Consider the following 13,513-nt stretch of genomic DNA (forward strand, 5'->3'; position numbering starts at 1 on the left):
TTTGAACCAGACTTCTACATATCCATCACAGTTAAGCGCTGAAGAATTTGACCCTTTTGCAGGGCCGGAAATATTGCGGGTTGCACCCGCTACCGAGCCGCAGACAGAGATATGGACGTCGTGCCTTATTGGCGGCAACGATGCCAACTGTGCCTATAACGATTCTGCCTCCATCGTACTCACCGGCGCTTTTGATAAAGAGGCCATGATGCAGGCATTGCAGGCCCTGTCAGACCGGCACGAGGCTTTGAGAACCGTTTTTAGTGCCGATGGCGCAAACATGATTGTGTATAACAACCCTGCGATAAAGGTTGATTATCATGACCTGTCGCTGCAGGACGATGAGCAGAACAAGCTGTTCATCAAAAATTATAACCGGCAACTGGCTATTACCCCGCTTGATCTGATACACGGGCCGCTTTATAAAGCCGCCATTTTAAAATTAAGCCAACACGAACAACGCGTAGTACTGCTGATGCACCACATCGTATGCGACGGATGGTCAGTAGGGATTATTATGCAGGATCTGAGTAAGCTGTACTCTGCCTTCGCCCAGGGTTGCCGGCCAAACCTGCCTGCTGCGCCACAATTTAGCCAATACGCGGTAGAAGAGATAGCGGCATCGCGCAGCGCACAACACCAGGCGACCGAAAAATACTGGATAGACCAGTTTAAAGGCAGCGATCACCTCCTGGATATACCTGTCGATAACCCCCGGCCGGCGCCGCGCACCTACAAAAGTAACCGCGCCGATTTTAGTCTGGATGCTGCTTTGGTAACCGACCTGAAATTACTGGCCCGGAAAGCGGGCGTAAGCTTTGTAACAACGGTGCTGGCATCGTTCGAGGTGTTTTTGCACCGGCTGACCGGGCAGGACGAGATCATTATTGGTTTGCCGGCCGCGGGGCAATCCGCTACAGGCAATTTTGGGCTGGTTGGGCATTGCGTTAACCTGTTGCCCTTACGCAGCTTCCCAAAAGGCGATCAATCTTTTATAAATTATCTAAAAACACGTAAAAACGAGGTGCTTGACGCGTACGATCATCAGCAGTACACCTTTGGCAGTCTCCTTAAAAAATTAAATATCCCCCGCGATCCAACACGCGTGCCGTTGGTGCCGGTTGTTTTCAATATTGATATCGGCATGGACGAAGGGATAAGTTTCCATAACCTGAAGCACCGCTACATCAATAACCCGCGCGAATATGAAACCTTCGAGATCTTCCTCAACATAACGGATCACAAGGGGACACTCACGCTGGAGTGGTCATACAATACGCAGCTTTTCGGGCCGGCTACCATCAGCCAGTTCATGGATGAATTTGATCATTTATGGCGTGAGGTGGTCAAAGCGCCGGACACGCCTATCGGCAAGATCGCCGCGATAAACGCTGATAAGATACTACAGCAGTTAAATAAGTGGAATGACACAAAGGTTGATTATCCTAAGGAAAAGCCGCTGCATCAAATCATCAGTGAAACAGCCGTTAAATACCCCGACAGCATTGCACTGAAATTTAAAAACGAAGCCTTAACTTACACGCAGCTAAACCAAAAAGCTAACCAGCTTGCGGCCATGCTGATAGAAAACGATGTAAAACCGGGCGATAAAGTGGCTATATCGCTGGACAGATCAGTGGAACTGGTTGTGTCATTGCTGGCCATTATAAAGGCAGGGGCAACCTACATCCCGCTCGACCCGGCCTTCCCCGTAAACCGTATCAGCTATATGCTGAAAGATTCGGCCGCGGTGGTGTTGCTTACTTCTGAAGCATACAAAGGCCAGTATACATCCACCGCAAAAGAAATCATCATTGACGATATCTGGCCGGGCCTTGAAAATTACACAACTGCCGACCCTGAGGTAAGTGTAAATGGAAACGACCTGATCTATATTTTGTATACATCCGGCTCAACAGGGCAGCCTAAAGGCGTACAAATAAAGCACCACAACGTGGTTAACTTTTTGTATAGCATGCAGAAACAGCCGGGGCTTACAACTGCGGATAAACTGCTGGCGGTTACCACTATCAGCTTTGATATTGCCGCGCTGGAGCTTTGGCTGCCGCTGATAACCGGCGCGCAGACAGTACTGGCCGGTGCGGCCGAAGTAAAGGACGGTGGTGCATTGCTGGATATCATCCGTAAAGAAAAAATAACCGTGATGCAGGCTACGCCATATACCTGGCGCATGATGCTGGAGGCAGGCTGGGGCACAGAGAAAATAAAAGTAATATGCGGCGGCGAGGCATTGCCTATCGATCTGGCAGAACGCATTTTGGGCCGGGCCTCGTCGCTGTGGAATGTTTACGGCCCTACCGAAACCACCATTTGGTCTACCCTGAAGGAAATTAAGCATACAGACCGAGCGGTAAGTATAGGTAAACCTATTGATAACACTTCGGTGTATATTTTAGATAAGTTTCAAAAGCCGCTTATGCCGGGTGCCGCCGGCGAGATTTATATTGGGGGCGAGGGTGTTGCACTGGGCTACCTTAACCAACCGGAACTGACTTCCGAAAAATTTATTGCCGACCCTTTCGCTGCCTACACCGGCGGCAAAATGTATCGCACAGGTGATTTAGGCACGTTTACACCTGAGGGCGATCTGGTTTACCTTTCGCGAATAGATGCACAAGTGAAAATTCGCGGGTACCGCATAGAGACAGGTGAGATAGAGTTTAATCTGGCCAAAGAAGCCGCCATAAAACAGGCCGTAGTAATTGCACGTGCCGATAACGCCGGCGTGAACAAGCTGGTTGCGTATATTATTTTGAAGGATGGTATGCAAAAAACAGGCGAGGCGGAGCTGATACAGCAATGGCGCACCAACCTGCGGGCATCTGTACCTGATTATATGGTGCCCGACAATTTTGTGGTCATTGACGCTTTGCCGATGACACCCAATGGCAAGGTAGATAAAAAGGCCCTTGCCGCACAGGGTATGACCCTGGCTGAAAACAACCATTATGTTGCGCCCCGTACCAATGTAGAAAAACTGGTTGCCGATATATGGAAGGAGTTTTTGGGCGTTGAGCAGGTAGGCATATACGATAACTTTTTCGAACTTGGCGGCCATTCGCTGATAGCGGTACAGGTGATGGCTAAAATAGAGAAGGAAACAGGCAAGCGCATGCCGCTGGCTATTTTGTTTGAAAACTCTACGGTTGAAAAATTATCCCTGATGCTGGAAATGGACGGAAGGTCTGTCACCTGGGACTCCTTGGTGCCTATCAAGCCTACCGGTAGTAAGGTTCCAATATATATTGTACACGGCGCCGGCTTAAACGTATTGTTGTTTAATGCCCTTGCCAAACACATGGATGCCAATCAACCGGTTTACGGCCTGCAGGCCAAAGGCTTGAACGGTGTTGACGAACCTTTGAACAGGATGGAAGATATAGCCGCGCATTATATCTCGGCTATACGGGCGCATAACCCCAACGGTCCATACGCCCTGGCAGGGTATTCTTTCGGCGGGATCATTGCTTATGAAATGGCCCGGCAACTTGAAGCGCTTAACAAAGAAGTGCGTATGCTGGCTATGTTTGATACCTACGCCTACCGAACGCCGTATTACGACCCGTGGCTGGTGAAATATGTTAAACGCGGCCTTTACTTTGGCCGGAAGGCATGGCATTCGATAACGTTTAAGGATGGGTTTACCAAAACCTTAAAAAAACGTGCAACCGCCATTGAGCGCGGCGCTACACGGCTTTTATGGAAACTAAAGTTTGGCAAAAAACAAGAACAAACCGGTTTTTTTGGCTACGCAAATAAAATTGACGAGATGAACAACATTGCGCAGAAGCATTATAAGATACAACCTTATGATATCTCGATAGAGTTGTTCCGCGCGGAAGAAAGGTCGTTCTATTTGGATGATTACGAATATATGGGCTGGAAACCATATGCGTTAAAGGGGGTGAACATCCACAAGGTACCGGGCGAGCACAATACCATATTTAAAGAGCCAAACGATAAGATATTTGCTAAGATATTGCAGGATTGCTTAAATAAGATCAATTAATAGCCACATCAATCTTAAAATGGGCAATATCATCAACCGTTATTTACCTGATGTGAACTGGCAGCAAGGTAAGCCGGAGCTTACTGGCGGGGAAGTGCATATCTGGCGTATCAGCATCAGCAAAGCCCAAAAACGGATAGAGGAATTTAAGGCCCTGCTTAACACCGACGAAAGCTTGCGTGCAGGCAGGTATAAACAACAAAAAGATACATATAGGTTTATAATCAGCAGGGGTGTGCAACGGATATTATTGGGCAGCTATTTAAACAGGCCGCCTGCAGGACTGCAATTTGTATTGGGCGAAAACAAGAAGCCTCATTTGGTAAGCCGGGAGGGTAATATTATCCATTACAACCTCTCGCACTCGGGCGACTGGATTTTGATGGCTGTGGCTACATTGCCGGTAGGCGCCGACGTGGAGTATGTTGATGACGCATTTCCCTATCACGACATCCTGCCCGACAATTTTAGCCCTGACGAAATTGCTTATATCGGTCAGGGCAATCCTGCGCGTTTTTTCACCCTGTGGACGCGTAAGGAAGCCATCCTTAAGGCAACAGGTCAGGGCCTTGGCGAACACTTGGCGGTTACGCCTTCATTAAACGGGGAATATCCGCTGCCCAAGGGCCTGAGCGGGGCTGACGAAAATTGGCAGCTAAATACCTTTCCTGTACATGACAACTACACGGGCAGTGTAGCAGTTGCGAATGCGGGACAATCCTATTCGTTTTTTGATATCGGCCCTGAACTGATCTGACTGGTCCCCACCGGCGATTGTAGTGCTCGCCTGCGGGGACATTATTAAGTGGTTCAGCAATGTTTTTTATTGTTACAATACGCTGTTTTATTCTGTCAGCCAGAAATGCTATTTACTATATTAGCTAAATAATTTCCTTAAGACAGGCCACCACCACATTTGAACGCATACACCCTTCATATCACCCTTTATCACCTGCTTTTCCTCGGAGTAATATTTGTGGGGCTTACTTTAAGCCTGCAGCTGGGTTTAGCCAAAAGGGTCAACAGGGCAGCGAACCGTTTTTTGAGTTTGGCCATCGCTGTCATGGTTTTAGATATGATTTGGTTGCTGGGACAAGATGCCGCTATTGAAGCGAGTTTTCCATACTGGCGATGGATGCCCCTGCAGCTATCGCTTGCCTTCGGCCCGCTTTTTTATTTTTATGTGCTTAAAATAACACTTCACGGATACCATTTCCGGCTTAAGGATACGTTTCACTTCGGCCCCTTGCTGCTGCAACTGGGCGTGCACATGGCAGCAATTACAGATAGTATTAAAACAGGGTTGGCTGTCGATCAAACTTCGACTTATGAGCTGCTAAACCCGGTGTTGCAAATGCTGGCGTTTGTTTCGGTTGCAATTTACCTTTACCTGGCGCTAAGGCAGATAGAGCAATTTTACCGGCAGATAAAATTTAACGGGGGCGATCGCTACCGTTACGAGTTGCGCTGGCTGCGCCACCCGGTACAGGTTTTCGGCCTGTTATGGCTTTTATGGATACCCATTACAATAGCCGACCTTTTGTATTATGATTACCATTTAGGTAAACAGGCTTATTATCCTTTTTATTTGCTTTTAACCGCAGTAGCCCTCTGGATAGCAGCGGTTGCTTTCTTAAGGCCCGAAATGGACCCGAATGGCACACCATCATTTTTAAAGCTACCGCTGCATGCCGAACTGAAGCGAAAAGGTGCCTGGCTGAAAAAGGCAATGCAGGAGGGATGCTATTACCAGGACCCAGAATTAAACTTAAGCTCGCTGGCCGAAAAGCTTGGCGTAGGGCCGCATGAGTTATCACGCATCATCAATACCGTGCTTAAGAAAAGCTTTAACGATTTTATCAATGAGTATCGGGTTGCAAGCGTGGTGCAGAAAATGCAGGACCCTGCTTATGATCATATTACTTTACTCGGTATCGCATTCGAATCGGGCTTCAACTCCAAAACCACTTTTAACCGCACTTTTAAACAGATCATTGGTAAAAGCCCCGTTGAATACAAAAATGATCTTAAAAAAGAGCGCCCATTTTATAATATGGGGCGTCGCGAACGGGTTGCAGCAGTAGTTTCGTCAGCAGAAGCCATTCCAAAATGGTCTGATGACAAATTAAAGCGCAACTATATGTTTAAAAATTATTTCAAGATCGCCTGGCGCAACCTGGTACGCAACAAAAGTTATGCGGCTATCAATATTGCCGGTTTGGCCGTAGGCATAACCGTTTGTATCATCATATTTATCATTATACAATACCAAACAAGTTTTGATAATTTTCATACTAAAAAGGATCGTACCTATCGCGTATTGACCGAACACCATCCTGCAGACGCAGGCGGTGTTTCGTACGGCAAAAGCGTTCCCTTCCCAATGCCTGCGGGATTGAAGACGGCATTTCCGCAACTGGAACAGGTAGCACCAGTTTATGCAAGCCATAATGATGTACTGCAAGTGCTTGATGCGGACGGAAACCCTGTAAAGAATTTTAAAGAGGCGGCCGGCGTATTTTATACAGCGCCATCTTTTTTTCAGATATTCAATTTTCCATTGCTTACAGGCTCGTATGCTTCGTTAAAAGATCCAAACAACGTGTTGCTTACAAAGGAGATCGCTGAGACCTATTTTGGCGACTGGAAAACAGCGATGGGGAAAACCATTAAGCTCACGGGCTCTTACAGTATCGGTGCCGGTTTGTTTCAGTCGCCGCCGGTATCGCTAAAGGTGTCCGGCATTTTGGCCACCATCCCTGCCAATACCGATTTTCAGTTTAAACTGGTGATCGCGTACGGAACAGATTTTACCGGGGATTCGATGTATGGGTTTCAGCAAATGGACTGGAACCAAACATCCGCGGATTTTGGGTGCTACGTTTTACTGCCGCCGAATATTTCTGCCGACAATTTCGATCAGCAACTAAAGGCGTACTCACGGAGGGTATTGCCGGCCGACAATAAGGATAGCCATATTTTACAAACATTAAGCGCGGTACACTACGATACGCAAACAGGTAATTATAGTAATAAAACCATCAGTAAAGAACTGCTGAACGTATTGTGGCTGATAGCAGCATTTATCCTGCTCATCGCTTGCGTAAACTTTATTAATCTTTCCACCGCACAGGCCGTTAACCGCGCAAAAGAGGTTGGGGTAAGAAAAGTTTTAGGCAGCAGTAAATCCCAGTTGCAGTTCCAGTTCATCATCGAAACATTTTTGATAGTCGCGGGTGCAGTATTGTTTGCGACGGTAGTCACTATGCTTGCATTACCTTATGTAAGCAGGCTTTTAGAGCTTTCGCTGTCGTTCAATATACTCGGCAATCCAATGATTATTTTATTTCTGTTCGGGGTAACAGTTGTTGTAACCGCTCTTGCGGGGTTTTATCCTTCTATAGTCCTATCGCGTTTCAACCCTGTTAAAGCGCTAAAAAGTAAGCTAACGGTTGCTACCCCTGCCGGAATATCCCTACGCAGAGGACTGGTGGTGTTTCATTTTGTAGTTGCACAGGCGCTCATTATCGGCACGCTTATCATTGTTAAGCAAATGGACTATTTTATGCACCAGCCATTGGGCTTTGATAAGGACGCAATCGTAAATGTCCCTTTCCGCCCGGATAGTACGGGCAGCCGGCTCGCGGGTTATTTAACGCAGCAGCTGTTGCAGGTAAGGGGCGTAAAGGCAGTAAGCTTCAGCTCGAACACGCCGGTTGAAGATGATAACAACAGGTTTACTACCCTTAAATTTAACCATTCGATAAAAAAAGAGGACTTCGAGGCCATTGTGAAATTCGCCGATGAAAATTATGTACCTACTTATAAATTGCAGCTGGTAGCCGGTAGAAACTTGCAGCATTCGGATATGACGAGGGAATTCCTGGTGAACGAAGCGTTTGTAAAAAGTTTGGGGTTAAAAAGCCCCGAAGATATATTGAACAAAGAAGTAAGTATTTGGGGCGACGTGATAAAATGCCCGGTTGTTGGCGTGGTAAAGGATTTCAACGACCGCTCTTTACGCAATAACCTGGCACCATTACTTATCGCAACAAACATTACCATGTACCGCCAGGCAGCAATAAAGCTTTCAACAGCAAATATTTCGTCCACCATGCAGTCGGTAAAAAAAGTATGGGAGCAAACATTTCCTGATTATGTTTATGATTACCAGTTCCTGGACGATAAAATTGCGAGCTTTTACAAGCAGGAAAACCAATTGGCAGCTTTGTATAAAATTTTTGCGGCTATAGCAATATGCCTTAGCTGTTTGGGTTTGTATGGTTTAGCATCATTTATGGCGGTGCAGCGGGTAAAAGAAGTTGGCATCCGCAAGGTACTGGGCGCCTCTGCCGGCAGCATTGTTTATTTGTTTTCGAAAGAGTTTATTATACTCATTTCAATTGCTTTCACCGTGGCAGCACCCATTGCCTGGTATTACATGCACCAGTGGCTGCAGGATTACGTTTATCGCATTCATATCAGCTGGTGGCTATTTGCTGTTGGCGGACTCGGTGCAATAATCATAGCGCTTGTAACCATCAGTTTCCAGGCCATAAAAGCAGCCTTAGCCAACCCGGTGAAGAGCTTGCGGAGCGAATAGTTTTTGCCGGCAGCTCGATCCGGATTATAGTTTACGGAAATCCGCTTACCTCCGCTCGTTATAAACGCCAAACTCCGCGATGGAAACCTGCCCTTCGGCTCTATCGATGGTTACGCGTATTTTGGTGCCCCAAACGCGGTTAAAACGGTGGACCTTCACACGTGAGGCTGTGCTGCCTTCAAGTATGGGTTTCCAAACACCGTTTTGCAGATACTCCAAATGGTAGGCGGTGATGTTTGGTTTTTTCTCCGTCAAAGCAATGGTATTAAACTCCGTATCGTGACCAAAATCTATTTCATACCAAGGCTTTGCCACCGTTTTGCTGGATACCCAGGATGTGGTAAAATCATCGTCGTTGGCAAAATCCATAATATCCATGTCATCGCTCCAGCTGGCGTTTGATGGTTTGTTTTTAGCCAAATTGCTTGATATTATGGGTGCGCCGGTTGCAGCCAGTTTGGGCGCGGGCACATTGTTCTTCCAAAGCTTGCCTATTTCTTTTAGGGCGGCCAGGGCGTTATCGTCGAATAAGCCGTCGCGGTTTGGGGCAACATTAAGGATAAAATTGCAGCCCGCCTGGTTAAGGGTGTTTAACTGTTCAACCATTTTGGCCGGGTCTTTTACAGGGGTGGTTGGGAAATTTGTTTTCCAGAACCAGCTGCTTTGTATAGGCAGGCAAGCTAATGACGGCATAACGTTATCCTTTGTTGACAGGCGCTGGCCCGCGCCCATTTCGTAGGTTTTAATGTCGCTGTAAAACAGGCCTTCGGCGGGATATTTTGCGCCGTTAAGATCCATCAGCACACAGTCAGGCTGGATGGATTTAATGAGGTGGTAAACGTCCTCAAAATTAATATCGTCATAACTGATCCTCGACCATGGCGCATCCCAGCCGTCGATGATAATGGCTTCTATCTTACCGTATTTTGTTAACAGTTCAGTTAACTGGGCCTTCACCATTTCAAAATGTTTCTGGGTGATCTGGTGCGGGCGCAAGCGGTGGTGCGTATCTAAAATACTGTAGTAAAGCATCACTTTAAGGTCGTTCTTCCTGAAGGCATCCACATATTCTTTTACCACATCCCGCTTCAGCGGGCTGTTCATTACGTTATAATCGGTGGTTTTGGTATCCCAGATACAAAAGCCGCTGTGGTGCTTGGTGGTTAAGCAGCCGTACGTCATGTTAGCGCTTTTGGCCGCTTTGGCCCATTGGTCGGCATTTAGTTTTTTTGGATTGAATGCTGATGCAGGCGCATCGGGGTCGGGCCAGTCGGCATCCATATAGGTAGGCATATTGAAATGGATGAACATCCCAAACTTCAGGTCGACGAACTTTTGCTGCAGCTGATGATAATTGGCTTCTGCGGTGTTTTGCGCTGAGGTTTTAAATATGATGCCGGTAAGCAGGGCAATAACGGTAAATAGTTTCTTCATGGGATGACACAAATAGTAAACCCAAAGTAAACGATTATTGAGTAAGATTTGATAACTTTTGGAAAACGATCAAGCTAAAAGCGTTCACGTTCGGCGCACGTGAACACCGTGAACATAGGTTAACGCTTGATTATCAGCTACTTTTAAAATTGAGTACTGACATAGTGCTGTCACCATTACCTGTGATTTAATTTACTATGCAGAAAACCGGAAGTGATATCTGCCGAAAGTTAAACTGCCTTTAAATGGCCGTATATGCTTCCGTAACTATTTTACTGGTGTTTGGATGCGTTCTGGTATCGGTGATATTTTTTGCTTCGAGGCCCATGCCTTTTGCAGTTCTTAAATACTGTTTAGAAAGGTCTGCGTTTGTAGTTTGATAAATTTTGCCAAGCGCAAAATTCAGACATGCTTCTACACTCTTTGTGCCCTTAAAGTCGGCAAGGCGTTTTTGATAGATCATGGCCAGGTCGGCCAACCTGCCGTTGGCAGCGTAAATGTCATAAACATCCAGGTAGTAAGAAAGCTTCCCTCTGTCCTGCGAGGTAAGGAAAGCATTAACCGTTTCAGCAGCTTTGTTGTTATTTGTTTTAACGTAAAAGTTCAACAACGACTTTAGAACGAAAAAGTCGCCATGCTTTAATGAGTCGGCGGCAAGGTAATTTTTTAAGGCGTTCGCCTTGTCGTTCATAGCTTCATATGCTTGTGCAGCAACCAGCAAAGCGCCGCTGCGCTCCTTGTTCGCAACAGCCAGTTCAGCGGCTTTGCGGGAGGTAGCCAACGCGCTTGCCATATTCTTCTGTTTAAGATATGCCCGGCCAAGCTGCAAATGCGCCTTAGCAAACCCGGCGTTCAACGCTATTGATTTTTTTAGGTACTCAATGGCATTATCTAATTGGCCAAGTTCCAAAGATGTATAGCCCAGCACATAATCAGACAGATAGCTTGGGCATTTTGGCTGAATATACTGGTCAACCGATTTGTTTAAAGCAGTTAATAAAGCCATAGAACCGTATTGGCCTTCGTTGTTTAAAACGAAAGTGTAAAACCGGCATTGCTCTTCATACAAACGACAATCAGCAGGCCACTTGCCTATTGCCCCGAAAAGTAAACCTTCAACATTCAGGTCGAAAAGCTTTATAGACCCACCCGCATCCATCATTTCCCATGATTGATATTTGCTGACAGATAGGGAATGTTCGGTAACAAGCTTAGCTAAAGTTATCGCCAATTCAGGGCTAAGGTCGTTAGAACTGCTTAATGTTTCAAAGGCCGAAGCATATTTCTTTTGGGTTATCAGGGCTTTGGCGTCTTCAATTTTTTGAGCATCGGTTTGTGCAAATGTAAACGTAGTTAACAGGCATGTGATAAAGGTGATCAGGGCTGTTTTCATTATTAAATTCTACTATTAAATTAATCGGATAGGTTTGATTATTAGCCTTCCTAAGGTAGAATTACTTTTTAAATTTTACAATAGTGCCCTCGCTGCAGGGTTGATGCGGCTAAGGTGTAAACAACCTATAGCAAGCTAAGGCTTTTCGTACGCGGCCGGCATAAAACATACACAGCCCGGATCAAGGTGCTAAATTTTCTCTCTCGCACCCAAAATTTCATCTATCATGCCAAACTCCAGGGCTTCGGCGGCTATCATCCAGTGGTCGCGGTCAGACAGGCGGTGAACGGTTTCAAAATCCTGACCGGTGTGTTTGGCTGTGATCTCGTAAAGCTCCCGTTTCATTTTTGCGATCTGTACGGCAGCTATCTCAATATCCGAAGCCATACCCTGCGCCCCGCCCGAAGGCTGGTGCATCATTATCCTGGAGTGGGGCAGGGCCGCACGCTTGCCTTTTGTGCCGGCGCACAGCAAAACCTGCGCCATAGAAGCGGCCATGCCGGTACAAATGGTTGCTACATCGGGCGAGATAAACTGCATGGTATCGTAAATGCCCAGTCCTGCGTAAACCGAGCCACCCGGCGAATTGATATAGATCTGGATATCGCGCTTTGCATCGGTTGATTGCAGGAACAGTAGCTGCGCCTGTATGATATTGGCTACCTGGTCGTCAACCGCGGTGCCTAAAAAGATAATGCGGTCCATCATCAGGCGCGAGAAAACATCCATTTGGGTAATGTTCATCTGCCGCTCTTCCATAATGGCGGGAGTTTGACCGGTAAAGCGGCTGTTATTTACCCCGGCTATAAACCTGTCTACATGTAAACTTTGGACATGGCGATGCCTCACCGCGTATTTGCGGAACTCATTAGTGTTCATTTTCTTAAAATTTAAAGGGTTAGCGTTTAAAAAAACGCAGTATGCTTTGCCGGAAGCCGTGGTGCTCGGGCCGTGTAAAAAGCTGCTTGTGTACAGCTTCTATTTCGGCGCGCAACTGTTCGCGGCCATATTGCTGCACAAGGGCAAGGGTTTGTTGGTGCCAGTACACATCGGCCCGGAGCTCCGGGTTCAGTATCATCTTCGCCTCGAACAATAAATTGTCCGGCGGTGCAGCCAAGCCCAGCAAATGGTCGTCAATCGCTTTGATGTTATTCAATGAAGTCCGCATACGTTAATGATTGTTGTTTAACGGTGTCCCTTACTTTCTCCAGGCATTTGTATTTCTGCACGGTAACCGAGCGCTCGCCGGCGTAACCAAACTTTTGGGCTGCGTCTTTCATGGACAACTTATCATAATAAAAGGCGCTTAACAATTCCATGCAGCGTTTGCCGGCTGTTTGCAGGTATTGCAGTACTTTGCCGTTTGAAACCTGTTTCTCCTGTTCATTAGCAAGGTTCAACATCTCATCCTGCATGGACACGGTGGTATTACCCTCCCTGAATTTTTTAAACCAAAGATGTTTTGCGATGCCCAGCAGGTAAGCCTTGTCATCCATTGCGTTTAAGCTGCCATTGGAGGCTTTCTCGTAATATATAACCAAAGTATCCTGGAACACATCCCTGGCATCTTCAAACGATCCGCCCATACGTGCCACATATTTAGCCACAGCCGGGAAGCCGCTCTTGTAAAGCTCCATCAGTAACTGTTCCCTGTTAACCGTTTGTACCATAATAACTGCGTTTAAATATAAGTGCGCGGATGAGGTGATATATCACCATGAAATTAGGAAAAAATTTAAAGTTCCCGTTATTGCGAGGTGCCGGGCCGTGAGTGAGTATAATTGTTTTGCCCTTTTGGATGTTGTTGCCACAGTTTTTTTGAACGATCCACGCGGCAATTAACTCACCCCGCGGCACTGCGTGCGCGACCCTCTCTGCTGCGCAAAGAGGGTAAGGCACAAGTTGCCGGAAGAACGGCCCGGCAATTAACTCACCCCGCGGCACTTCGTGCGCGACCCTCTCTGCTGCGCAAAGAGGGTAAGAAGATAAGTGATTAAGAACCCCCTCTTTGCGCAGCAGAGAGGGGGCAGGGGGTGAGTCGGATCGGCAATTG

The 13,513-nt window shown here is 46.8% G+C and carries 8 protein-coding genes; 3 read left to right on the forward strand and 5 right to left on the reverse strand.

What is annotated here, in order from left to right:
- Position 1: 1 nt before the first annotated feature.
- From GWR56_RS12340 to GWR56_RS12350, 3 genes are all read left to right on the forward strand, one after another.
- Positions 2-4,030 (forward strand): amino acid adenylation domain-containing protein, encoded by a 4,029-nt coding sequence (locus GWR56_RS12340; protein ID WP_162431540.1) that lies wholly within the window; start codon positions 2-4, stop codon positions 4,028-4,030.
- Positions 4,031-4,049: 19 nt separating this feature from the next.
- Complete coding sequence (locus tag GWR56_RS12345) at positions 4,050-4,787, forward strand: 4'-phosphopantetheinyl transferase superfamily protein (protein ID WP_162431541.1); 738 nt, start codon at positions 4,050-4,052, stop codon at positions 4,785-4,787.
- 159 nt (positions 4,788-4,946) lie between these two features.
- Positions 4,947-8,633 (forward strand): ABC transporter permease, encoded by a 3,687-nt coding sequence (locus GWR56_RS12350; protein WP_162431542.1) that lies wholly within the window; start codon positions 4,947-4,949, stop codon positions 8,631-8,633.
- Positions 8,634-8,678: 45 nt separating this feature from the next.
- Here GWR56_RS12350 and GWR56_RS12355 read toward each other — a convergent pair whose 3' ends face one another.
- The 5 genes from GWR56_RS12355 to GWR56_RS12375 form a co-directional block, all read right to left on the reverse strand.
- Complete coding sequence (locus GWR56_RS12355) at positions 8,679-10,067, reverse strand: alpha-L-fucosidase (protein ID WP_162431543.1); 1,389 nt, start codon at positions 10,065-10,067, stop codon at positions 8,679-8,681.
- A gap of 241 nt (positions 10,068-10,308) precedes the next feature.
- Positions 10,309-11,460 carry a lipopolysaccharide assembly protein LapB gene (locus GWR56_RS12360; protein ID WP_162431544.1) on the reverse strand — a complete coding sequence of 384 codons (1,152 nt, stop codon included), beginning with the start codon at positions 11,458-11,460 and terminating at the stop codon, positions 10,309-10,311.
- Between the two features lie 189 nt (positions 11,461-11,649).
- A complete protein-coding gene (locus GWR56_RS12365) occupies positions 11,650-12,339 on the reverse strand; it encodes a ClpP family protease (protein WP_162431545.1) in 690 nt (229 codons plus the stop codon).
- A 19-nt stretch (positions 12,340-12,358) separates the two neighbouring features.
- The gene (locus GWR56_RS12370) at positions 12,359-12,628 is read right to left on the reverse strand and encodes a hypothetical protein (RefSeq protein ID WP_162431546.1); all 270 of its coding nucleotides are present in this window, start codon (positions 12,626-12,628) and stop codon (positions 12,359-12,361) included.
- Positions 12,609-13,130, reverse strand: a complete 522-nt coding sequence (locus GWR56_RS12375; protein WP_162431547.1) for an RNA polymerase sigma factor — start codon at positions 13,128-13,130, stop codon at positions 12,609-12,611. The genes GWR56_RS12370 and GWR56_RS12375 overlap by 20 nt, the downstream gene beginning before the upstream one ends.
- Positions 13,131-13,513 lie beyond the last annotated feature (383 nt).

It is taken from the genome of Mucilaginibacter sp. 14171R-50, from assembly GCF_010093045.1.
In the GTDB taxonomy this organism is placed as follows: Bacteria; Bacteroidota; Bacteroidia; order Sphingobacteriales; family Sphingobacteriaceae; genus Mucilaginibacter.